Raw genomic sequence first — 23288 nt, 5'->3', positions numbered from 1 at the left:
AGCAGACGGACGGGAGGCCCGTGGCGACACCGCCACGGGCCTCCCGTCCGTCTGTCGGGGGACGCCGGTAGGATCGACGGGTGGCAGAGAAGCAGGTGGACCCCATCGACGTCGTCCTGATCGGCGGAGGCATCATGAGTGCCACGCTCGGGGCCATCATCCACAAGCTCGAACCGAGCTGGAAGATCCGCGTGTACGAGAGGCTCGGCACGGTCGCGCAGGAGTCCTCGAACCCGTGGAACAACGCGGGGACCGGGCACTCGGCGCTGTGCGAGCTGAACTACACGCCCGAACTGCCGGACGGCCGCGTCGACATCGCGAAGGCGGTCACGGTCAACGAACAGTTCCAGGTCTCGCGACAGTTCTGGGCGCACCTGGTCGAGACCGGCGTGCTGCCGGAACCGACGAACTTCATCAACCCGACGCCGCACATCTCCTTCGTCTGGGGCGAGGCCAACGTCGCCTACATGCGTGCGCGGTACGAAGCGATGCGCGACCACCCGCTCTTCGCCGGCATCGAGTTCTCCGACGACCCCGCACAGATCCGGCAGTGGGCACCGGCGCTCATCCCCGGTCGCAAGAAGGACCAGCCGATCGCTGCGACGTACTCGGCGGCCGGCTCGGACGTCGACTTCGGGTCGCTCACCCACCAGCTCTTCGACCAGCTCGAGCTCGACGGCGTCGAGATGGAGCCCTCGCACCAGGTCACCAACCTGACCCGCTCGAAGGTGTCCGAGGGCTGGGTGCTCAACGTCCGCAACGAGATCGGTCGGTCGACGCAGCGGATCGCCGCGAAGTTCGTCTTCGTCGGCGCCGGTGGTGGCGCCCTGCACCTGCTGCAGAAGTCCGGCATCCCCGAGATCCGCGGCTACGGCGGTTTCCCGGTGTCGGGGGAGTTCCTGCGGACCGACGACCCCGAGGTGGTGCAGAAGCACTCGGCCAAGGTCTACGGCAAGGCGAGTGTCGGTGCCCCGCCGATGTCGGTGCCGCACCTCGACACCCGCATCGTCGACGGTGGTTCGTCGCTGATGTTCGGCCCGTACGCCGGGTTCAGCCCGAAGTTCCTGAAGCAGGGATCGGTGCTCGACCTGTTCCGCTCGATCCGACCGCACAACCTCCGCCCGATGCTGAGCGTGGCGTTCTCGAACTTCGACCTGGTCCGCTACCTGGTCGGTCAGCTCCTCGCCTCGAAGCGCACCAAGTTCGAGGCGCTCCGTGACTTCATGCCGAGCGCCGAGCCCGAGAACTGGCACCGCATCACGGCCGGACAGCGCGTCCAGGTGATCAAGCCCGACAAGGACAAGGGCGGCGTGCTCCAGTTCGGCACCGAGGTCATCACCGCCGCCGACGGCTCCATCGCGGGGCTGCTCGGGGCGTCACCGGGTGCGTCGACGGCCGTGCCGATCATGCTCACGATGCTGCACCGGTGCTTCCCCGACCGGTGGGACGGCTGGCAGGACGACGTCCGCGCCATGGTGCCGACGTACGGGCAGGACCTCGGTGACGACCCGGAGCTGGCCGACGCCACGCTCGAGCGCACGGCGAAGGTGCTCGGCCTGCACCACTGAGGCCTGCAGCGATCCGCTCCGGCTTGCAGTCCGTTCGAACGTGTGTTCGAATGACGACATGCGGTGGAGTGGACAGGCGATCGACGCGGAGCAGAGCGACGCGCTGCCCGGGATGGAATCGAACAGCGGGTTCGTCCGGAGCGTGACGACGCCCGAGTTCGCCGGGGTGACCTTCCACGAGGTCCTGGCGAAGAGCGCCCTGAACCGGGTGCCGAGCGCAGACGGGTCCGGCACGTACGGCTGGACGATCAACCCCTACCGCGGGTGCAGCCACGCCTGCGTGTACTGCTTCGCCCGCCCGACGCACACGTACCTGGAGTTCGACGGCGGCGCCGACTTCGACCAGCAGATCGTGGTGAAGACGAACGTCGCCGACGTGCTGCGTCGTGAGCTCGGCAAGCCCACGTGGGACCGCCACCCGGTGGCCCTCGGCACGAACACCGACCCGTACCAGCGGGCCGAGGGACGCTACCGGCTGATGCCCGGGGTGATCGAGGCGCTGGCGGAGTCGCGCACTCCGTTCAGCATCCTGACGAAGGGCACGCTGCTGCGGCGCGACCTGCCGCTCCTGGCCGAGGCGGCGAAGGTCGTGCCGGTGGACCTCGCGATGTCGATCGCCGTGTACGACGACTCGTTGCAGCAGTCGGTCGAGGCGGGCACCCCGACGACGTCGGCGCGGCTCGCGACCGTGCGTGCCATCCGTGACGCGGGGCTCGACTGCTCCGTGTTCCTGATGCCCGTGCTGCCGTACATCACCGACACCCGGGCGCACCTCGACGACGCCGTCGGTCGGTCGGTCGCGGCCGGAGCGACGAGCATCACGTACTCGGCGCTGCACCTGCGGCCGGGTGTGAAGCCGTGGTGGTTCGAGTGGCTCGGCCGTGAACGGCCCGACCTGGTGCAGCGGTACCGCGCGATGTACCTCGACAACACCTACGCACCCAAGGACTACCGGCGGTGGTTGTCGGAGCGCATCCGGCCGATCCTGGCGGCGCACGGGGTGGGGCTCGGGCGGGTGGACCCGGCCACGGGGTCGATGGGGTTCTCGGGGCCGCGTGCGCTGCCGCCGGGTGTGCCGGACGGCCCGCCGCAGGAGCAGTCGGTGCCGACGGTCTCGCCGCTGAAGCGTGCCGACCCCGGGTTCGACCGACGGTCGCTCCGGCCCCAGGTGTCGCAGACGCTCTTCTGATCGGTCATCCGCCGGGCGCTGGCCGGTCCACGTTCGGGGGACAGCAAGACCCGGGGTCGGGCGGCTATCATCGAGCGGGTCGCCGTACGGCCCGGGTTTCGGGGTACACGGCCGCTGCTCCGGTGGTTGGATCGTGGACGGCGCCCTCGCCACCCGGAAGGACTCACCTCGTGCTCGGCATCCCCACGCACCTCGCGCCGCGAGTGAACGCGTGGTCGACCGTGCGCGCCTTCCACGCCGGCGCCGTCGGGTCCCTGCTGGCCGCGGTGATCACGCTCGTGCTCTACGGCCTGTCCGAGCCCGGGGTGCAGGTGGTCGGCACCGCGCTGGCGGTCGTCCCCATGCTCGCCATGATCGGCGTGCACGTGCAGTTCGGCACCCGGCTCTCGGCGATCGCGTTCCTGGCGGTCGGCGGCGTCTGCGCCTGGTGGTTCGCCGTCGGGGTCCAGCAGCAGGTCCCGACCGGCTGGGTGACCTCGTACCTGATGTCCCTCGCGGTGATCCCGCTCATCCTGGTCGGGGGAGCCGGTGCCGTGCCGCGACGCGTCGTGCTGTGGTCGTTCGTGGGCTTCCTGACCGGGCGACTCGCCACCTGGATCGCCATCGCGCAGGACGGTGCGCCGCCCCGGCCGCTCATCCTGGCCTGGATCACCCTGGGCTTCGTGGTCTCGCTCGTGCTCTTCACGACCCGCAGCACGGGGCGGAGCGAACGGGTGCAGCCCGAGCTCCTGCGCTCGGCCCGTGAAGAGCACGTCTCCGCCTACCGTGCCGGGGTCGAGGCCGAGGCATCCGCGATCCTGCACGACACGGTGCTCAACCACCTCGGCGCCATCGCGCTGGCACCGGACGGTCCGATGGACCCGCACCTCGCCGAGACCGTCGACGCCGACGTCGCGGTGCTCACCGGCAAGGGCTGGCTCGCCCCGGCCGCCCGTCCGCGCCCGGGTGCGGCGGCCGAGACGTTCGGCAGCATGGTCGACGAGCACCGTGCGCTCGGACTCGACGTCACCGTGTCCGGTGACACCTCGGCGCTCGACCGCCTCGACCAACGCGCACTGTCGGCGATCGTCCGGGCCGTCGCGCAGTGCCTGGCGAACGTGCGGAAGCACGCCGGCACCGACGCAGCCGAGGTCAGCGTCTTCGACGACAGTGCGTCCTGCACCGTCATGGTCGTGGACGACGGTCGTGGGTTCGACGAAGACGCCACCGGCGCCGACCGGATGGGGCTCCGCGGGTCGGTCCGCGACCGCATCGGACGGGTCGGGGGTGACGTCCAGATCTGGTCGTCACCGGGTTCCGGGACGAGCGTGATGATGACGGTGCCGTACGTGCCGGCCACCGGTGCCGTCACCGTGCCGGCCGCCGCCGACGACCGAGGGGCTGTGCGGTGACCGCGGTCCGTCCGGGCCGGGCGACCCGCCCTGGTCCCCGCCGCACCGCGCAGCAGTACGACCCGCTCGGCGCGATGGGGTCCCGTCCGCTCGTCGTCGTGCTCGGGGCGGGCAGCGTCGTCTGGGCCCTGCTCGTGTCGATCTTCGACCGCGACGTCGTGGGCAGCCCCACGCTGAGCGCCCTCACGGTGCTGCTCGTCGCGGCCTCGGCGGTGGTGGTGTTCACCGCCTCGAGTCCGTTCCGCGCACCGTTCCCCCGTTGGGCCTTCATCGCACACGTCGGGTTGCTCGGCCTGGCCTCGGTCGCGAGCATCGCCGCGCAGTGGGGGCCGGACCGCAGCGCCCTGAACGACTTCATGTCCCTGCTCACCGCGACGGGCATCGTGATGGTCGCCCCGTACCGACCGTGGACGGACCTGACGATCGGCGGGCTCGTGCTGGCCGCGGTCAACGCCGTCGCCTGGGGGGCGGGCGCAGCGGAGTTCCCGCACGAGGTGCCGGTCGCCGTCGCGGCGTTCCTGGCCGCGGCCCCGACACTCGTGCTGACCGCTGCTGCGGCGGTGTTCGCACGGACCTTCACGGGGCTCGCCGAGCGGGTGCAGATCCGTGCCGGGTCGTACTCCGTCGCTCGCGCCGAGCGGGACGGCATCGCGGCGAGCGTGCAGCTGGACCGTTCGACCATCCTGTCCCGTGACGTCGCCCCGTTCTTCGCCGAGCTCCGCACGCGCGACGTCATCACCGACGCCGACCGTGCCCGTGCGCGTGCGATCGCCGACGGCATCCGGGCATCGATGGTCGCCGACGCGGACCGCACCTGGTTCGAGCTCGCCGTCCGGGTGGACGGCGGTGCAGCACCGCTGGTCGACGACCCCGACGGCCTCATCGCGACGCTCGACACCGACCAGCGGACGGTGGTCCGCACCTTCGTCCGAGCGGCCCTGCGCGCCTCGACGGTCGACCCGGCCGGGTTCCGGACGACGGTGCGACGAGCCGACGATACGTCAGGCCCCACGCCGGGCCCCGCGTCGCCGGCTGGTGCGCCGACGCCAGCCACGCCACCAGCCCGCGTGGAGGTCGACATGGAGCTCGCCGTCGCGGACTCCGACATCGGCATCCACCGCACCTTCGACCCGTACTTCGCCGTCCTCCGCGTGACGTTCCCCGACCTCGACGTCGCAGTCCGTCCTTCCGCCCTCGCACTAAGGTTCTCCTATGACCAGCACTGACCCGAACAGGCTCTCGGAGGGGTCGCCGTCCCTCCCGAACCCGGGAGCACGACGTGTTCGGTTGGCCATCCTCGACGACCACGAGGTGCTGCTGGACAGCCTGTCGAGCTGGATCGCGGTGAACGCGTTCGACTTCGACCTGGCCCTGACCGCGCACACCTGGCTCGAGATGGTCCACAGTGACAGCTTCCCGACCGACCTCGTGTTCCTCGACTTCCAGCTCAAGGAACCCGTCTCCATCGAAGCCCGCGTGCGCACCTGCCGTGCCGCCGGAGCGAAGGTGATCGTGCTCTCGAGCGTCGACAGCCGTGAGTCCCGCGACCGCGCCCTGGCCGCCGGCGCCGCGGCGTTCCTGTCGAAGTCGCTGCCGATGCGCGAGGTCATGGACGTCGCGCGCGAGATCATGGGCGTCGCCCGCGAGACCCCGCAGCCCCGCGAGTGGCGTCCGCTGCCGACGGGGGCCACCGCGCACCAGCGGCCGAAGCTCAGCGCCGGTGAGGAAGAGGCGCTGCGGCTCTACGTGTCCGGCTACTCGACGAACGAGGTCGCCGCGCAGATGAACGTGCAGTACGAGACCGCGAAGACCTACCTGCGTCGCGTGCGCGAGAAGTACAGCAAGGTGGGCCGCCCCGCCTCGAAGAAGTCCGACCTCATCCGTCGGGCCGCCGAGGACGGGTTCCTCGCGTAGTGGCGAAGCTCTACTTCCGCTACGGCGCGATGAACAGCGGCAAGAGCACGGGCTTGCTGCAGGCCGCCTACAACTACGAGGAGCGCGGGCACCGGGTGCTGCTCGCCAAGCCCGCGGTGGACACCAAGGGCGACCGTGAGATCGTCTCCCGCCTCGGCGTCACCCGGACCGTCGACATCGTGTTCTCGCCGGACGCCGACGTGCGCCAGGCGGTCACCGCCGCCGGTGCCGTCGACCCCGAGTCGGACCGCCTGGACGGCATGGTGCGGCCCGTCAGCTGCGTGCTCGTCGACGAGGCGCAGTTCCTCACCCCGCGGCAGGTCGACGACCTGCTGCGCATCGCGGTGCTCGACGAGATCCCGGTCATCACCTACGGCATCCGCACGGACTTCCGCACCGAGGCGTTCCCCGGCAGCGCCCGCCTGCTCGAGGTCGCGCACTCCCTCGAAGAGCTGAAGACCATCTGCCGCTGCGGCCGCAAGGCTGTCTTCAACGCCCGCACGGTCGACGGCCGGTTCGTCTTCGACGGCTCCCAGGTCGCGATCGACGGCGTCGACGTCGCCTACGAGTCGCTCTGCGCCAACTGCTACCTGACGGAGTCCGGCGGCCGCCTCGACGGCGCCTGACCGCTCGTGCCGGCTGACGACGACACGAGGTCGGATTCGTCGAGTGGTCTCGTTCCGTCGGTGATGCGCCCTGATCGTGTCCGCTCGCCGGTCACGACACCCCGCTTCGGTTCGCCGCGCGGTCACGCCGCGTCGGCGGTGCGCCCGTCGAGCGACCGTCCGTGACCGGTCCGAAAGGCGCGCGCGGCACGTCGTGACCGCTCGGCGTCCGAGACGGAACCGAAGGCCGGCCGGGAGGCGCGGCGCGGCCCCGCCACGGGCCTCCTGGCCGTCGCATCGCGCGTCCAGGGCACGCCGCGTGCGTCAGCCGAGTGGTCGCGGACTGTCGGTGCCGCAACCTCCAAGCGTCACCTGGTGACCGGTCGGCGGCGGTGCGGCGGCATGTCCTGACCGGTCGAGGTCCCGGTGCCGCGTGGAATGCAGGTGCGCCGGAGCGCGTTGGTGACCACATGACCGACGACACCCTGCACCTGTCCGTCCTCGACCTGGCCACACGCGAGTACGGCCAGTCCAACACCGAGGCCCTGCAGGGGTCCGTCGACATGGCCGTGCACGCCGAGCAGCTCGGGTACGAGCGGTTCTGGGTCGCCGAGCACCACGGGATGCCGGGCATCACGTCCTCGGCCCCGGCGGTGCTGCTGAGCGCGGTGGGCGCGGCCACCTCGACGATCCGCATCGGATCCGGTGGCGTCATGCTGCCGAACCACGCACCCCTCGTCGTTGCCGAGCAGTTCGGCACCCTCCGTGCCCTGTACGGCGACCGTGTCGACCTCGGGCTCGGGCGCGCTCCCGGCACCGACGGCGCGACCGCCATGGCGCTGCGCCGAACCGACCGACTCGACGTCGACGACTTCCCGCAGCAGCTTGCCGACCTCATCGGCTTCTTCACCGGGATGGACGAGGCGAACCCGCTGTCCCGCATCCGCGCCGTGCCCGGGTACGGGGACGTGCCGGAGTTCTGGCTGCTCGGGTCCTCCGGCTACAGCGCCCAGGTCGCGGGTGCGCTCGGCATCTCGTTCGCCTTCGCCCACCACTTCGCGTCGGACAACACCGAGGCGGCGCTCGCCCTGTACCGCGACTCGTTCCGTCCGTCGCGCTTCCGGCAGACGCCGAACGCGCTGATCGGCGTGCAGGTCGTCACCGACGAGGACCCCGCCGTGATCGAGGAGCAGAGCGCGCCGGGCATGATCTCGTTCATCCGGATGCGCTCCGGCCGGAAGCCCGAGCCGGTGTCGATGGACGAGGCGCGTGCGTACGAGTTCAACGACCTGGAGCGTCGGTTCATCGAGGCCCGCACCGAGCGTCAGGCCTACGGCAACGCCGAACAGGTCGCGGAGAAGATCAACGCGCTCGTGGCTTCGACGGGGGCGAACGGCGTGATCGTGTCGCCTGGCGCTGCGCAGGCGCGGTACCGGCACCAGGCGCTCGACGTCGTGGCGGGGCTGCACGCTGCCGGCAAGCTCGTGCCCGCGGGTGCGTCAGCTGGCGCCGGGGCGTCGTCCGTCGGCTAGTCCGGGTTCGTTCGTCGAGTGAGCAGAAGATGTCGGGCCACCGCTCGTGACTCGACTTCTTCTGCTCACTCGTTCGTGTGGTGCCTCAGGTGAGCAGGCCCAGGCGCGTGGCTGCAGCGACCGCCCCGACGCGGGACCCGACGTCGAGCTTGCGGAAGACGTTGTAGACGTGCCGCTTGACGGTGCCGATCGCGAGTTGCAGGTCGGCGGCGATCTCGGCGTTGGTGCGCGCGGCGGCGAGGAGTCGCAGGACCTCGAGCTCGCGGTCGCTCAACGGTGAGCCGGCACGGGCCTCGGTGACCAGGTCGACGGGGAACGTGACGGGTGCCGCATCGGCCTGGGCTGCCCGGGCGATGCGGTCGACGAGTTCGCGGCTCGGGGTGTCCTTCGTGACGAAGTCGACCGCACCGGCGTCGAGCAGGGTACGACGGAGAACGGCGTCGCGGTGCATCGTGAGCACCACGACGCGGATGTCCGGGCGGGTGCGGCGCACGGTGGCGATCGTGGTGCGCGCCGGCGGGCCGTCGAGCTCGACGTCGAGGAGCAGGACGTCGATGGCGGCGGCCTCGGGGGAGTCGAGGACGTCGGACGGTCGTTCGCCGTGTGCGACGACGCGGATCGTGGGGACGGCGGCCAGGATCGTGGCGAGTCCTTCGCGGAACAGCCGGTGGTCGTCGACGATGGCGACGTGGGTGACGGTCACAGGGTGCCCTTCGGGATCGTCAGGCGGACGGTGGTGCCGGTGCCCGGGGAGCTCTCGACGGCGAGCCGAGCGCCGATCACCGCGGCGCGCTCGCGCATCGTCTGCTGCCCGAGGCGACCGCCGGCGTCGCCCTGCACGTCGAAGCCCGGGCCGTCGTCGGCGACCGTCACGACCACGGCGGCGGCGGACCACGCGAAGCGCACCGAGGTCGTCGAGCCCGGGGCGTGCTTGCTGCGGTTCGTGAGCGCCTCGAGCAGGATCGTCAGCGCTTCCTCGGCCTGCCAGTTCGGCAGCGCAGCGGGCGTCCCCGTCGACTCGATGGACAGCCGGTCGTCGTCGGGGAACAGGTCGCGCACGTGCCGTCGGAGCGCATCGTCGAGCAGGGCATCCCCGACCCGGGCGTGCAGGCTCACCGCGAGGTCCTGCACGTCGCCGAGGGCGCTCCGGAGCAGCCGTGCGGCGTCCTCGAGCTGGTCGGCGCGCTCGTCGGACGGCGGGTCCGTCAGCAGGACGAGGTCGAGGCGCTGCAACCCGGCGAGGATGCCGTGGGCGACGCGGTCGTGCAGGTCCCGCGCGATCCGGGTGCGGGAGTCCAGGTGCGCCGTGGTGAGGCGTTGGCGCAGTGCCTCCGTGTACGCGACTGCCCCGGCCGGGAACCGGCTCCAGATGCCGGCGTGCAGGGCCCTCGTGGCCCGCAGGACCTCGGCGGTGGACGTCGCACCGACCTCGTCGACGAAGACCGGCAGGTAGGCGTCGAACAGCATCTCCGCCGCGAGCATGGCACCGGCCGGGTGCTGCGCCTGCTCGGCGTGCAGACTGCCGGTCGCCAGGTGGTCGGGATCCAGGTAGGCGTTGCTCACCACGCTGGCCTCGGCTCCAGCTGCGTAGCGCTCGTGCGCCTCGGCGATCATCGACGTCACGTTCTCGACCAGGTTCTGCGTCAGCACCGGGTCGTCGGCGATGTCGGGGAACTGCGCGGCGATCTGCGCGAGGAGGGCAGTGAGTCGATCGGGGATGTCCATGACGGTCGCGAGCGTATCGGCCGTGGTGCCGCGCGGATGTGTCGCACGCCGCACGATGGGCCACCGGACACATCGCCGCGACGATGAGCGCCCCGATCACGGACGGAGTCGGACCTCGACCCAGGGGGCGGCGACCACCGCCCACACGGTGTCGCCGCGCTGCATGCCCGATGCGTTGACGGACTCGTCGCCGAACGAGCTCGCGCCGAACGAGCCCTGCCCGGTCGTGTACATCTTGACGTTGACGTTGACGTTGACGTTGACGTTGACGCGGTTGCCGTCACGGCGGAGGTCCGTAATCACCGTCACCGGGAACGATTCCGTCGTCCGGATCTCCTCCGGAGTCGTGTCGAGCAGGAGCAGCGTTGACCCGGTGCGGTCACGTTCTCCATCGGAGCGTCGTCCAACGGCCCGTGCGGAGCCTCTGACTCTGAACATTTTTTTAGGGGGGAGCCTTGGAAGGCCTCAAGCATCCGCAACGGGCGTTGGGTCCCTGGCCTGACCGGCGACGAGCCGGACGGGGTGCGGCGCCCGGTCTTCTAGGAGCATGCAGGCTTCCACGTCCTCGCGACGTCAGGGGTGAAGTCTGACCTGTTCCCATGGTTCGGGGAACACCTCCAGCACTGTGCGACCGCAGGTCGTGCCGCGCGCCGAGGCGCCCCCACCGGGCTCCGCTGTCACCCGGGCGCACCCGAAAACGTTGATCGCCTCGTCACCGAACCAACCGGTCTGGCGTGACCCGTGGCCGGTGGTGAACAGCTCGAGCTCGAGTCGGCCACCGGTTGAGTGCAGCGCGGTGATGGCCGTCGTCGGGAAGGGCTCGGTCGTCCGGATGTCTTCGGGGTTGGCGTCCGGGAGGAGCAGCGTGTAGGCCTCGCCAGCTATTACCCGACGGCGCAGCTCGGTGAGGCTCCCACTCTCGTCGGCCACGACCGCCACGCGCTCCCGCACCTGCCGTGCGGCGTCGTCCATGTTAGAAGTGACCTTCGCCTCAGCGCTGCATCCTGTCACGGACAAGAGGAATGCGAGGGCGAAACCAGCCCTGGCGGAACGAGCCTGCGATTGAGTTGTCAATAGCGTCCCCTGAGTGTGTCCTGCAGGACGGTGGCGTACAGCCCTGTGCCGACGGTATTTGGGTGGAAGCTCTGCTGCGACACACCCCACTGCACGTTGTCACCGGGCCAAGGGAAGTCGACCAAGGGCTTGTCCCCGTTCCAAGGGGTACCCCCATTCTTCGCGTCGTACTCTACGAGGCCGTTGATCGCAGGGCTGCTCGAACAGATGTTCCGGCCGGAGAAGGTGGTCTTGGGGTCGCCGAAGTAGACGGCATGTCCCGCTCGGTTAGCCCGTGCTGCGGCGGCTTTCACCGTCGCGTTGAGGTGTTCGGCCGCGGCATCGAGCCACTCTTGGTCGACGGCCTTGATGCTCACGCAGGAAACGCCGTTCGAGAACATCGGCGGGTACCCGAGGATTGCGATCTTCGCATTGGGCGCGGCTTGCTGGATCGAGGAAAGTACCTCAAGGACCTTGTCTTCGGACGCGTCCGTGAGGTCCTTGGTCTTGTTCTCCAAGCTCTTGCCGTTCGATAGCTGTGGGAGCTCGCGGCATGGGGTCTGAAGCTTGCCCGCGACGACGCACTGTCGGACCACGTCGGAAAACCCGATGTCGTTCCCACCGATCGTGATCGTGACGAGGGTCGTGTTCTCGTCCAGGTAGCCCTGTTCGATCTGCGGGAGTTCCCTGGTCTTCGTGCCTCGCTCTCCGGCCGCATTAGCGCTGACATCGGCTGCCACAGCGCCGCTGCAGGCGATGAAATGGTAGTCGAGTGTGGGGTCATTCGCGTCAGCCCGGGCACCAATGGACATCGTCGACGTTGAGACGGCTGCCTTGCGCGACCACGACGCATCCGAGCGGTGGCAGGCGTTCCTGGAACGCTCCTCGGTGCCGAAGTTGTCTGTCTCCGCGTAGTAGGGGTTGCCGTTCTTCGTGCCCCGCGCGCCCTCACCCGAGGAAAACGAGTCGCCCATGCTGACGATGATGTCCTTCGGCTTGGCGCTGAGTGGCTCGAACGCGACCGCATCCCAGGCGATGTCGTCGAGGTAGTCTTCTCCGTCAGCGGTCAGATTTGTCAGTGTGACCTTCGGCGTGCCACTGAACTGGAAGACACCGATGGACCGCCACGTGTTGGCGTAGGTCCGTTGGGGGAGCGCACGACTCACCGGCTTCCCGTCCCCGCGGTCCACCTGGTAGACGGCTTGCTGCGTCCAGGCGGCATGGTCCGGAGTATGGACGTAAACGCGTCCCCACTTCCCAGCCATCGATTCGCCGAGGTTCCATGTCCCGCTGACTCGGGACGGGTAACCAGCGGCGTCGGCCCTCGTATGCGTGAAGAAGAAATGCCCGTTGAAGCCGCCGCCGAGCTGATGCGTGTCGATCTTCGATGGGTATGACCCGTCGGAGGCACGACCGAAGTCGAACCGGAATGATCCTTGCGACGCGACGGGGCTCCCGCATGCTGGGTTCACGGGCTTCTGGGACATAGTCGAACTCTCGACCGAGAGACTGAGGTCGTCCACGATCTTTGCCACGGACGGCAGCTCGGCGGTCCTCGCGCAGGCCGGCGGGAAGCTCGGCGACTTGCCGACGGACGCGCTTGCCTCGGTCATATAGGACGATGCCGGCGAGAAGCGGTGGAACGCGACGCCGCAGGTGGTCGCGCAGTCCTGCTTCCAGACCGCCTTGGCCTCCCACCAGCAGTGCGAGTCGACCCGGGTGCATCCGGGAGCGGCGCCGGTGTTGCACGCGTTAACCTTCGGGTTGCAGAAAGTATCCAGCGGAGGCTTCACCTTGCTGCGGTTGCGCGGGCCTTCCACATCGCCACCGTTCCACGATGCAGTCCGAAACCCACCGACCTCCTCAGGGCCACCGCGCGCCGTCTGTCGTTCGATCAGGCCCTGGGAGAAGGCGGCGAAACCCATGACCTTCTCGGGGTACGGCCAGTTCTGCGGCTTGGAGGCGTCGGACGGACGTCCGTCCAGGAAAGGTAGTCGGTTCTGCGGGTAGTTGGGGTTGCCCGGGTTGTTCGACCAGCCGAGACCCTCATACCCCTTGTCATCCGGGCCCTGGTAGCCAGTGTTGTAGATCCACACTGCCCCGAACCAGTTCTCGATTTTCGAGGGGTCGTTGTTGTTGATCGTGATGCCCTTGGCCTGGAGCTGATTCCACTTGGCCGCCAGCATCTGCTGCGCACGTGCGATGTTCGCCTGGTAGTCCACCGCGACCGCCTGCTGCTTCGCTGCGGGCATCGCCGGGTTGTTCGCCGGCGACGAGCTCGAGACGCGCATCCCGTCCGTGATCTGGCCCACGCCGTACCCGCAATCGGCATTGTCGAACGCGACCTTCCAGAACGAGGCCTCGCTGGTCGAGGCGTCGCGGTCAGTACCGTAGTAGTTCCCGATGAGCGGGTTCCCGGTCTCCCCGGGGCTCGTGTATCTCGATGCTTGCCACAGGTTTGACTCCTGCATGAGGACGCCCAGCAGCACCTGATCCGGGATCTGGCCACCGCCCGTCAACGCGGTGCGGGGAAACATGCCCTGTGGCGTGTACGCGGACATCGCGAGGTTACGCCAGTTCGCCGGTCGTGCTTCGGTGAGTTCGCCGCGCACGGCCCGGTTCACCGCCCACTCCACCTGCCGTGGCATAGGTTGTGCGGCCTGCATGCGGACGTCGTTCCGCGCGACAGCACAGGTGCGCTCGGCCTCGGCTGGGTTGCTCGCCGAACCGACAGTTGTCGCGGCGAGACCGGTGGCTGCCGCCGGCGTGACGCGAGCGGTGCGCGCGGGAGTTGCGACGGAGCGGCGCGGACCGTCGATGCGGGTGCCGTCGATGCTCTGAGTGACTGCTGGGACCCCGTCAGGAGTCGTGGTCGCGCGGACCTCCGCGGTTGCCCCGCTGGCAGTGCTCGTGAGTGGGACAACTACTTGCGCCCCGCCGTTCGTTTCGAGAGCCTCCGGAGTCTCGGAAGCTACCGCTCCCTCGGTGGACAGTTCGCTCGTCGGGGCGACATCAGGAGCGAAACGCAGTGAAGTGTGTGTGGCCGAGCGTCGGTCGTTCGATGCGCCCAATACCCACGTGCGACCCGCAGCGTCGGAACGGACGCCGACTCGATTGACCGTTCCGGACGCAACTACTTCCGGTGTGGCAGGTCCGGACGGATCGACGGCGTCGTGAAGCCGCCGGACCGTGGCGACGTCGCCCTTCCGGTCGATCCAGGAGAGGGCACCGTCCTCGGCGAGGGAGAGGTCGTACGCAACACCCTGCGTCTTCACCAGCGACCGAGCGCCGTCCTCGCTGATGTCCAGGATGCCGTGAGGGCCAGCGGCGAGCACGCGCCCGCCTTCCTGTGCGATCGGCGAGGTCACCTGACCATCGACTGCGACGTCGAGGAGATGCCGTCCGGTCGCGGCGTCGGCGGCACCGATGTGCGTGCGGATGCCGTCGAAGCGTGAGAACGCCACGGTGCTGGTCGAACTGCAACCAGGGTTGAAGTACGCCATCGAGTAGCCCCGACCGAGCGACTGGACAGAGCCGTCTGCGGTGTCGACGATGGCGGCCCATCCACCCTCGTTAAACGCGTGGTCGTCGTTCGTGAACTCACGCGGCCCGTAAACCACGCCGACGTACTCGCCGTTCTCAGTGACGCACGTGTTCCCGATCCACTGGTCGGTCTCAACCCCCGGCACTGCAAGCGTGGTCAATGTTTGCATCGCGTACCCGCTCTTCGCCGTGCCCCGCAGTACCGAGAAGCCGTCAGCATCCCCGGTGGAGGTCACCACGGCGTCGGTGCTCCGCTTCCAACTCTTCCCGGAAAATGAGTCACGGGATCGCTCGGGTAGCGCCGAAGGTGCGGCTGCGCTGCTGTCGCTGCGCGGGACCGGGAGATCCGCGGATGGATCCGCGACGGCTTGCGCCGTATCGGGCTGCAAGGTGAGCGTACTCACGGTGATGGCAGCGACCAACGCAGCGGCGTATAACGATCGAGTCGAGCGCAAGATTTCCCCCAGGTTAGCGGTGTGAATCCGCTGTGTATTCTCCGATGCTCGCTCACGCTAGCGGCGCGCAAAGCGCGATGTCTGTCCTCTCTTCGGCGGACGGTACCGCGGTTCTATTTGCGAAGGGCTCGAGGTCAGTCGACGAGCGCGGCGGGGTCATCACATCGACCAAAGGGCGTCGCAAGCGAGCTTCTGGTGAAGCGCGAATCTTCGGTGGCGCAGACCCCCCGGAGGCCTCGTCGTGATGCGGCGAGTGATCGGGGGACAGGAGAGTCCTGCGAAGAACCGACAGCGCACTTCCTCGGCCGTTCACTAGGTTGAGCCCAGGAAAACGCAAGGTTGAGCGGGGAAACCTTTCCCGTACCGTTGCCGGGCCAGGGGGTTGGCGTGCAGAAATCGACGAAACTCATGTTCGCGCTCGGAGCGCTGTTGGTCGTCGCGGTCGGGTTCAGTGCGGTGCGTTCACAGGAACGCTCGGCCGCCGAGGCTGCTCCATCAGCCCAGCCGTCGATCATCACTCAGCACGACGTTACGGGGGCATGGACAGCTGCCACTGCCGCGATCCGGCAGCCGCTGCCCAATGGCATGGAGTTCCAGACGGACCCGCCGCCCTTCTTTGACGACGAAGCGAGCGGCCCTGAACCGGTTTACTCGCCGATGCTTCCTGCGCAGATCGCAGCTCGGTGGTGGCGTTGCGCCTGGATCGACGCGTCGCTGCACCCCGGATCCAGTAGGGCGACTGTCGCGCCGGAAGAAGCTCGTTCGGTGGTGGACGAGTGGAACGACATGCCTGGCATGCGGGGGAACGAAGCGTTCGTCGACTACGACGCGCGCATGGCGTCGGCAGCTCGCGAAGCGGGCAAGACCCCATTTGCCCTCGAATACGAACTCGACTGCGGGAAGTTAGTTTACACGCCGGAGTCTTAATCGCCGCCCCGCTGGGCGGCACGATGAGCCGTTGGTGCTCGTCGACGGCATCCCGCTGTTCGCGGGCCAGAGCATCCGCCAATCGAGCGGTTGGAAGGTGTCGGAGCCACTGCTCCGACGCCTAGTACAAGAGGTATCGCTCACCAGTGCTACCTCGACCATCACCTAGGGGAAAACATGTTCAAGAAATTCGGCCGTCGTTCGGCAATGATGACGCTCGCCGCCATCGTCGGGACGCTCGGCCTCGTACTGACGGCGGCTCCGGCCCAGGCAACCACCACCACGCTCAGTGGGCCGATCTCCGAATGCAACTTCACGCTGAAGTACGGCGTCGCGCGGACGAACAGCAACGCGCAGAACGCGGTCTCGTTCCGTCCGACGAACACCGGTGGGTGCGGAGCACCGCTGACGCTTGCTCTCCGCAACTCTTCCGGTTCGACTTTCGCTCGTGGGACGGCGAACTCTGGCAAGACCGTCGCCATCAAGGCTGACAACGGCAAGTACTGGGTGGGAGCGGGAACCTTCTACATCAACGCGGGCATCAATGGTGCTTGCGGTTCGTCGACTTGTGCGCAGGGGCATTCCTGGTCGGCTTCGTTCACCTACAACGTGCGCTGGACCCCCTGATCTGATGCGTGCGGTGCTCCTACGGCGGCCGACACAACGCCGGCGGAACGCCGCACGCACCGAGCACAGGGGAGCCGATCATCGCTACTGCAGCCCGCGAGAAGAGGTTCTCCGACTGATCGCAACGGATCCGTCGAGTGGAGTCTCCTGGGCAACCAGTCGGTGCCCCTCGATGCCCTATGGGTCTCGAACTTCAGCCATGCAAGCGAAGGCCCCGATCCTGATGGATCGGGGCCTTCGCTGTCCACTGTCTCAACACAGTGTCGGGGTGACAGGATTTGAACCTGCGACCTCCTCGTCCCGAACGAGGCGCGCTACCAAGCTGCGCCACACCCCGCGGTGTGATCACTCCGTACCGGAGCAACCAGACAATACTATCCGATGATCCAGGGTGCTCACGACCATCCGGCGAACTCCCGGGCGCGTCGGTTCAGGAAGCCCGTGCGGTGAGGGTGACCACGACGGCCTCGGGTCGGCAGGCGAACCGGACGGGCGCGTAGATCGAGGTGCCGAGGCCGGCCGAGACCTCGAGCCACGACCAGTGGTTGCGGTGCTCCCACTTGTGCAGCCCGCTGGCGTACCGGCGGGGGAGGTCGCTGTTCGTGACGAGCGCACCGACCCCGGGGACCGCGACCTGGCCGCCGTGGGTGTGACCGGCGAAGATGATGTCGGCGCCCTGCGTCACGAACGCGTCGAGCACGCGACGGTAGGGGGCGTGCGTGACACCGATCGCGACGGGCGCGGGGCCGTCCTCGTCCTCGGACCACGGCACGTCACTGCGCATCTCGTCGACGTTGGTGGGCAGCAGGTCGAGGCGGTCCCAGTCGCGGTGCGCGTCCGAGGTGCCGAACAGCTCGAACCGGGAGCCGCGGAGCTCGATCGCGTGCGCCTGGTCGTTCAGGTCGAGCCAGCCGAGCGACTCGAAGAACGCCGTCTGCCGGTCGATGTCGAGACCGACGGGCTCCGCCGCCTTGTGCATCCGGCTCGGGCCCGAGAAGTACTTGAGCGGGTTGCGCGGGGACGGCCCGAAGAAGTCGTTCGACCCGTAGGCGAACACCCCGGGGACCCCGCGGAACGGCTCGAGCGCGTACTCCACGGCAGCGTTCGCGGTCGCGTGGCCGAGGTTGTCGCCGGTGTTCACGATGAAGTCCGGCTCGACCAGGCTCAGGTCGCGCAGCCACTGCTGCTTGTCGGCCTGCCACGGGGCCATGTGGATGTCGGACAGGTGCAGGACGGTCACGTCACGGGAACCCGGCGGGAGCACCGGGACGGTCTCCCACCGGATCCCGAAGCGGCGACGTTCGACGAGCGAGCCCCACGCTGCCGAAGCAGCCCCGACGGCCGCGCCTGCAGCGAGGACGCCGAGTGCGGCGCGGCTGCGGGTCACTTGCAGTCCTTGGGCGCCTTGCCGTCCTTGTCGCCGTAGAGCTTGATCCGCACCTGGTCGTCCTTGTTCGCCGTGGCGCTGATCGCCGGGTCGACCGCGGCGACCTTGCAGGTCTTGCCGCCGCCGCCCTTGGCGTAGTCATCGGTGATGCTGACGTTGGTGAAGCCGGCGTCGTTCAGGGCCGAGCGGGCATCCCCGAGGGAGTTGCCGCCGATCTCCGGAACGGTCGCCTGGGTGCCGTCCGACGTGTAGACGGTGACGCTCGAACCCGAGGACAGGAGCGCACCCGCCGCCGGGGAGGTGGAGGTCACGGAACCGGGGTTCCCCGGGCCGGGGCGTGCTCCGCCGTCGACGTAGGTGAACCCGGCGCCCGAGATCGCCGCGCGGGCCTCGTCCGCCGTCTTGCCCTGCAGGTTCGGCAGGGCCTTGGCGTTGCCGCGGATCGCGGTCTGCTGTGGGTCCGTGAACGGGCCAGCGGGGTAGATCGCGTTGATCGGGGTCATGGCCTCGCGCCACACCTTGGCGCGGTCTCCGGCGTACGTACCGCCGACACCGTTGCTGTAGTGACGGAGGTTGTTCTTCTTACCGTCGGTGTTGCCCTGCCAGTAGGCGGTGGCGACTCGCGAGCTCGCACCGACGAGCCAGATCTGGTCAGCCTCGTCGGTGGTACCCGTCTTGCCGAACAGCTGGGTTCCGTCGGGCGTCTGCGCGCCCACTGCCGTTCCGCTCCTGATCGTGCCCTTCATCGCGTAGATGGCCGCCTGGGCGAAGGCCGGATCGACGGCCTGCTGGCAGTCCTTGGTCTGACCGCCCAGCTTCTTGCCGGACGGGGAGGTGATCTCGTCGATGGCGATCGGCTTGCAGTAGATGCCGTTGTTCGCGACGGCGGCGTAGGCAGCTGCCATGGTCATCGGAGCGATCTCGTTCGTGCCAAGGATCGCGGAAGGGTTCTGGTACTGGAGCTCTCCGCCGTCCGCCCGGTGGACACCGAGCGACTGCGCGATGTCACGGATGTCGCAGAGGTCGAGCTTCTGGGCCATCGAGGCGAACGCACCGTTGATCGAGCCAGCAGTGGCTCCCATCACGCTCCAGTTGCCGCCCTCGCCCGGAGCGTCGTTCGACACCGGGAAGGGGGTTCCAACGGTTTCCCCACAAATGGTCCAAGGGGAAATGGTCCGTTCCGCGCCGCTCACGGTTTCGTTCAAGCCGTGTCCGGCCTTGACCCAGTCGAGCAGGGTGAACAGCTTGTACGTTGAGCCCGTCTGGAAGCCGCCCGAGCTGCCGTACTTGTAGTCGACGCTGTAGTTGATGCTGGTCGACGTGGGTGCGGACTTCAGCGACTCGTCGAAGTCCTTGTTCTGCGCCATCGTGATGATGCGCCCCGAACCGGCCTCGATCGAGTTGAGCGTCGACCCCAGGGCCAGGTTCGTCTCGGCCTTGTTGTCGTAGGTGTTCAGCAGGCGCTTCTGCTCGGCGTTCAGATCGATGTTCAGCGTCGTCTGGATCTTGTAGCCGCCGTTGCGCCACGCGGTGTCGCGGGCCTTCTGCGAGGAGCCGAGCTGCGACATCTCGAGCACGACCTTCTTGGCGTAGTCGCAGAAGAACTGCGAGCCGTCGCCGACCGAGGACCGGCACCCCTGCGAGGGCTGCGTCAGGTGCACGTAGTCCGCCGGCTTCGACAGGCGGGCCTTGCGGTACTCGGCCTCGGTGAGGTTCTTCTGGGCGTACATCGATCGGAGCACGACGTTGCGTCTGGCGACGTTGGCGTCGTACTTCTTCGGGTTCGACAGGTTGCGCGCCTCGGGGTACTGCACGATCGCGATGAGCGACGCGGCCTCGGCCGGGGTCAGGTCGGTGGCGCTCTTGTTGTAGTAGTGCTGCGCCGCGGCCTGGACGCCGTACGTCTGGTCGCCGAAGTAGGCGATGTTCAGGTAGGCGGTGAGGATCTCCTTCTTGGAGTACTTCTTCGCCAGCCCGATCGCGAGCTTCATCTCCTCGAGCTTGCGGGGGATGGTCTGCTCGACGGCCTCGTTGTAGGCCTTCTCCTGCTCCTTCTTGGTGGGGAGGTTCAGGGCTTCGTTCATCTTGATGTTGCGGACGAGCTGCATGGTCAGCGTCGACCCACCGCCCGAGTCGCCGAGGCCGCCCGCGATGCTGCCCACACCGGCGCGGATGAGCGACGTCATGTCGACGCCGCCGTGGTCGTAGAAGCGCTTGTCCTCGCCGTCGATCGCCGCGTTCTTCAGCTGGTCGCTGATCTGGTCGAACTTCAGCTCTTGGCGGTTCTGGTCGTACAGGGTCGCGAAGTGCACGGACTTGCCGCCCGAGTACGCGTACAGCTCGTTGCGCTGCGGCAGGTCACCGATCTCGATGTACTCCGGCAGGGACTCGAACACGCCGATCGTGGACGTCGTCGTGACACCGGCGACGGCGATGGCCGGCGTGACGCCGATCGTGACGAGCAGGCCGGCGAGGGCACTGAACCCGACGAATCCGATGAAGGCGCCGACTGCTGAGACGGGCTTGGTCCGCGATGCAGACGTCTTCTGGGCAGACATAGGATGCAGCCTAAACGACACCCCCGACTGAAAGGCTGGCAAGGAACCGCATGACTCGCTGGGAGTACTTCACCACGCCGCTGATGATCCACAACACCACCGCGATCCTCAACAACTACGGGGACGAGGGTTGGGAGCTGGTCCAGATCGTCACCGGACCCGAGGGTGGCCTCGTCGCCTACCTGAAGCGCCCCAAGGCCGACGCATGACCGTCTCGGACCGAATCGCCGAACTCGGCCTGACGATCCCCGCGGTCGCCGCGCCCGTCGCCGCCTACGTGCCCGCCGTCGTGACGGGCCAGTACGTCTACACGGCGGGTCAGCTGCCCTTCGTCGACGGCACCCTGCCCGTGACCGGCAAGGTCGGTACCGACGTCGACGCGGAGACCGCTGCCGCCCAGGCACGCGTCGCCGCGCTGAACGCCCTGGCTGCCGTGCAGTCGGTCGCCGGTTCGCTCGACCGCGTTGCCCGGGTCGTCAAGGTCACCGTCTTCGTCGCGTCGGACCCGTCGTTCACCGGCCAGCCCGGTGTCGCGAACGGCGCGTCGACCCTGGTCGGCGAGGTCTTCGGCGACGCCGGCGTCCACGCGCGGAGCGCGGTGGGCGTCGCGGTGCTCCCGCTGGACGCACCGGTCGAGGTCGAGCTGGTGGTGGAACTGACGTCCTGACGGACCGTCAGCAGTGAAGCGAACGCAGGTGGGGCCTCCCGTCCGACATGGACTGGAGGCCCCACCTGCGTGACACGGACTACATGAGTTCCGCGATGGTCGCCATGATCGTCGGGTCGGCGAGCGTCGTCGTGTCGCCGATGCGGCGGCCCTCGGCCGCGTCGCGGAGCAGGCGCCGCATGATCTTGCCGGAGCGTGTCTTCGGCAGCTCCGGCACGATGACGACCTGGCGCGGCTTCGCGATCGCGCCGATCCGCTTGCCGACCCAGTTGCGGAGCTCCGCGGAGGCGGTCTCGCGGTCGACGTCTGCGGCGGCCTCGGCCGTCAGGATGACGAAGGCGACGACGGCCTGCCCGGTGGTCTCGTCCGCGGCCCCGACCACGGCGGCCTCGGCGACGCCCTCGTGGCCGACCAGGGCCGACTCGATCTCAGCCGTCGACAGGCGGTGTCCCGAGACGTTCATGACGTCGTCGACGCGCCCCTGCACCCAGATGTCGCCCTGCCCGTCGAGCCGCGCGCCGTCGCCGGCGAAGTAGCGGCCGGGGAACCGTGACCAGTACGTCTCCACGAAGCGGTCCGGGTCGTTCCAGATGCCGCGGGCCATCGACGGCCACGGTTCGGTGATCGTGAGGTAGCCGCTCTCGCCGGGGTCGGCACGGTTGCCGTCGTCGTCGACGATCTCGGCGACGATGCCCGGCAGGGGCGTCTGCGCGGCGCCGGGCTTGAGCTTCGTGACGCCGGGCAGCGCGGAGATCATGATGGCGCCGGTCTCGGTCTGCCACCAGGTGTCGACGATCGGCGTGCGGTCGTGGCCGATGACCTGGCGGTACCACTGCCACGCCTCGGGGTTGATCGGTTCGCCGACGCTGCCGAGCAGGCGGAGGGTCTCGAGGCTGCGCGCTTCGGGGATCTCGCGGCCGGCCTTCATCGCGGCGCGGACCGCCGTGGGTGCGGTGTAGAGGACGGTGACGCCGTACGCGTCGACGAGGTCCCACCAGCGGCCGGGCTTCGGCTCGTCCGGGGTGCCCTCGTAGAGCACCTGGGTGACGCCGTTGGCGAGCGGGCCGTAGACGACGTAGGAGTGGCCGGTGATCCAGCCGATGTCGGCGGTGCACCAGTAGACGTCCTTCTCCGGGTGCATGTCGAAGACGTTCTTGTGCGTGTACGCCGCCTGGGTCAGGTAGCCGCCGGAGGTGTGCACGATGCCCTTCGGCTTCCCGGTCGTGCCCGAGGTGTACAGGATGAACAGCGGGGTCTCGGCGGGGAACGCCTGGGCCTCGTGGGTCGGCGCCGCCTTCGCCAGCTCGTCGTGCCACCAGACGTCGCGGTCATTCCACACGATGTCGTTGCCGCCGCGCTTGACGACCAGGACGTGCTCCACCGTGTCGGTGCCCTCGCCGGTCAGCGCCTCGTCGACGGCGGGCTTGAGCGGTGAGACGGCACCGCGCCGCCACCCGCCGTCCGCGGTGACGACCAGCTTCGCGCCGGCGTCCTCGATGCGGGCACGGAGGCTCTCCGCGCTGAACCCGCCGAAGACGACCGAGTGCACGGCACCGATGCGGGCGACGGCGAGCATCGTCACGACGGCCTCGGGGATGAGTGGGAGATAGACGACCACCCGGTCGCCCTGGCCCACGCCGAGGTCGGTGAGCATGTTCGCGGCGCGCTGCACCTCGGCGGTCAGCTCGGCGTAGGTGATCCGACGCGTGTCGCCGGGAGCGCCCTCGAAGTGGATCGCCACCCGGTCGCCGTTGCCGGCGCGGACGTGCCGGTCGAGGCAGTTCTCGGCGACGTTGAGCGTGCCGTCGGCGAACCACTTCGCGAACGGGGCGCCCGACCAGTCCAGGGTCTGCGTGAACGGGGTGCGCCAGTCGAGCAGGGAGCGGGACTGCTCGGCCCAGAACGCCTCGCGGTCGGCCGATGCTGCGTGGTGGAGGTCCTCGCCGGCGACCGCGTCGGCCACGAACTCGGGTGGCGGCGCGAACGTCGCTCCGTCGTCGCCTCGGGGGTCGGTCTGGGTCGGAGTGGACATCGATGTCCTTTCGCGTCGTTGCGGCCTCTGGTGGCATCCGTCGCCGGTGCCTGCGTGCATCCGGAGACTACCCCTCGGCCGGGTCGGGGTGCGGCACGCCCGGAGGTCGTGTCCG

Annotated in this window: 19 protein-coding genes and 1 tRNA gene; 11 read left to right on the top strand and 9 right to left on the bottom strand. The window is 68.8% G+C overall.

The features are described from left to right. The first annotated feature begins 80 nt into the window (after positions 1 to 80). From BOSE127_RS07145 to BOSE127_RS07115, 7 genes are all read left to right on the top strand, one after another. On the top strand, positions 81 to 1568 hold the full coding sequence (locus tag BOSE127_RS07145) for a malate:quinone oxidoreductase (RefSeq protein ID WP_017888683.1): 1488 nt from the start codon (positions 81 to 83) through the stop codon (positions 1566 to 1568). A 58-nt stretch (positions 1569 to 1626) separates the two neighbouring features. Then, a complete protein-coding gene (locus tag BOSE127_RS07140) occupies positions 1627 to 2757 on the top strand; it encodes an Rv2578c family radical SAM protein (RefSeq protein WP_159556711.1) in 1131 nt (376 codons plus the stop codon). Between the two features lie 170 nt (positions 2758 to 2927). Next, entirely contained in the window at positions 2928 to 4148 is a 1221-nt protein-coding gene (locus BOSE127_RS07135) for a sensor histidine kinase (protein ID WP_159556709.1), read from the top strand. Continuing rightward, the gene (locus BOSE127_RS07130; protein WP_159556707.1) at positions 4145 to 5374 is read left to right on the top strand and encodes a hypothetical protein; all 1230 of its coding nucleotides are present in this window, start codon (positions 4145 to 4147) and stop codon (positions 5372 to 5374) included. Before BOSE127_RS07135 ends, BOSE127_RS07130 begins: the two co-directional genes overlap by 4 nt. A 61-nt stretch (positions 5375 to 5435) precedes the next feature. Continuing rightward, positions 5436 to 6062: a response regulator gene (locus BOSE127_RS07125; protein WP_017888687.1), complete on the top strand. Its 627-nt coding sequence runs from the start codon at positions 5436 to 5438 to the stop codon at positions 6060 to 6062. Next, complete coding sequence (locus BOSE127_RS07120) at positions 6062 to 6688, top strand: thymidine kinase (RefSeq protein ID WP_071247330.1); 627 nt, start codon at positions 6062 to 6064, stop codon at positions 6686 to 6688. Before BOSE127_RS07125 ends, BOSE127_RS07120 begins: the two co-directional genes overlap by 1 nt. Positions 6689 to 7137: 449 nt before the next feature. Next, positions 7138 to 8199, top strand: coding sequence for an LLM class flavin-dependent oxidoreductase (locus BOSE127_RS07115; protein ID WP_159556705.1), 1062 nt, complete (start codon positions 7138 to 7140; stop codon positions 8197 to 8199). A gap of 85 nt (positions 8200 to 8284) precedes the next feature. Here BOSE127_RS07115 and BOSE127_RS07110 read toward each other — a convergent pair whose 3' ends face one another. The 5 genes from BOSE127_RS07110 to BOSE127_RS07090 form a co-directional block, all read right to left on the bottom strand. Beyond that, positions 8285 to 8902 (bottom strand): response regulator transcription factor, encoded by a 618-nt coding sequence (locus BOSE127_RS07110; protein ID WP_017888690.1) that lies wholly within the window; start codon positions 8900 to 8902, stop codon positions 8285 to 8287. Next, positions 8899 to 9924, bottom strand: a complete 1026-nt coding sequence (locus BOSE127_RS07105) for a sensor histidine kinase (protein ID WP_017888691.1) — start codon at positions 9922 to 9924, stop codon at positions 8899 to 8901. The genes BOSE127_RS07110 and BOSE127_RS07105 overlap by 4 nt, the downstream gene beginning before the upstream one ends. Before the next feature lie 96 nt (positions 9925 to 10020). Continuing rightward, positions 10021 to 10233 carry a hypothetical protein gene (locus BOSE127_RS07100; protein ID WP_159556703.1) on the bottom strand — a complete coding sequence of 71 codons (213 nt, stop codon included), beginning with the start codon at positions 10231 to 10233 and terminating at the stop codon, positions 10021 to 10023. A 264-nt stretch (positions 10234 to 10497) separates the two neighbouring features. Further along, entirely contained in the window at positions 10498 to 10896 is a 399-nt protein-coding gene (locus tag BOSE127_RS07095) for a hypothetical protein (RefSeq protein ID WP_017888693.1), read from the bottom strand. A 98-nt stretch (positions 10897 to 10994) separates the two neighbouring features. Continuing rightward, positions 10995 to 14756: a GDSL-type esterase/lipase family protein gene (locus BOSE127_RS07090; protein WP_159556701.1), complete on the bottom strand. Its 3762-nt coding sequence runs from the start codon at positions 14754 to 14756 to the stop codon at positions 10995 to 10997. A 606-nt stretch (positions 14757 to 15362) separates the two neighbouring features. Between BOSE127_RS07090 and BOSE127_RS07085 the strand changes: the two genes are divergently transcribed. Both BOSE127_RS07085 and BOSE127_RS07080 read left to right on the top strand, forming a co-directional pair. After that, positions 15363 to 15902 carry a hypothetical protein gene (locus BOSE127_RS07085; protein ID WP_152427352.1) on the top strand — a complete coding sequence of 180 codons (540 nt, stop codon included), beginning with the start codon at positions 15363 to 15365 and terminating at the stop codon, positions 15900 to 15902. A 177-nt stretch (positions 15903 to 16079) separates the two neighbouring features. Continuing rightward, positions 16080 to 16529 carry a hypothetical protein gene (locus BOSE127_RS07080; protein WP_152427353.1) on the top strand — a complete coding sequence of 150 codons (450 nt, stop codon included), beginning with the start codon at positions 16080 to 16082 and terminating at the stop codon, positions 16527 to 16529. Between the two features lie 263 nt (positions 16530 to 16792). Here the strand turns inward: BOSE127_RS07080 and BOSE127_RS07075 are convergent. From BOSE127_RS07075 to BOSE127_RS07065, 3 genes are all read right to left on the bottom strand, one after another. Continuing rightward, positions 16793 to 16866, bottom strand: a tRNA-Pro gene (locus BOSE127_RS07075). Between the two features lie 93 nt (positions 16867 to 16959). After that, on the bottom strand, positions 16960 to 17916 hold the full coding sequence (locus BOSE127_RS07070) for a metallophosphoesterase (RefSeq protein WP_017888697.1): 957 nt from the start codon (positions 17914 to 17916) through the stop codon (positions 16960 to 16962). Then, positions 17913 to 20474 (bottom strand): transglycosylase domain-containing protein, encoded by a 2562-nt coding sequence (locus BOSE127_RS07065; RefSeq protein WP_017888698.1) that lies wholly within the window; start codon positions 20472 to 20474, stop codon positions 17913 to 17915. The genes BOSE127_RS07070 and BOSE127_RS07065 overlap by 4 nt, the downstream gene beginning before the upstream one ends. A 50-nt stretch (positions 20475 to 20524) precedes the next feature. On the opposite strand from BOSE127_RS07065, the gene BOSE127_RS07060 reads away from it, so the two are divergent. Both BOSE127_RS07060 and BOSE127_RS07055 read left to right on the top strand, forming a co-directional pair. Then, positions 20525 to 20683 carry a DUF4177 domain-containing protein gene (locus BOSE127_RS07060; RefSeq protein ID WP_017888699.1) on the top strand — a complete coding sequence of 53 codons (159 nt, stop codon included), beginning with the start codon at positions 20525 to 20527 and terminating at the stop codon, positions 20681 to 20683. Further along, on the top strand, positions 20680 to 21141 hold the full coding sequence (locus tag BOSE127_RS07055; RefSeq protein WP_017888700.1) for a RidA family protein: 462 nt from the start codon (positions 20680 to 20682) through the stop codon (positions 21139 to 21141). Before BOSE127_RS07060 ends, BOSE127_RS07055 begins: the two co-directional genes overlap by 4 nt. Before the next feature lie 79 nt (positions 21142 to 21220). Here BOSE127_RS07055 and acs read toward each other — a convergent pair whose 3' ends face one another. Then, positions 21221 to 23173 carry an acetate--CoA ligase gene (acs, locus tag BOSE127_RS07050; RefSeq protein ID WP_159556699.1) on the bottom strand — a complete coding sequence of 651 codons (1953 nt, stop codon included), beginning with the start codon at positions 23171 to 23173 and terminating at the stop codon, positions 21221 to 21223. Between the last annotated feature and the right edge of the window lie 115 nt (positions 23174 to 23288).

Source organism: Curtobacterium sp. 8I-2 (assembly GCF_902506155.1).
Taxonomy (GTDB): domain Bacteria; phylum Actinomycetota; class Actinomycetes; order Actinomycetales; family Microbacteriaceae; genus Curtobacterium; species Curtobacterium poinsettiae.
This window is presented reverse-complemented; position numbering and strand designations above follow the sequence as displayed.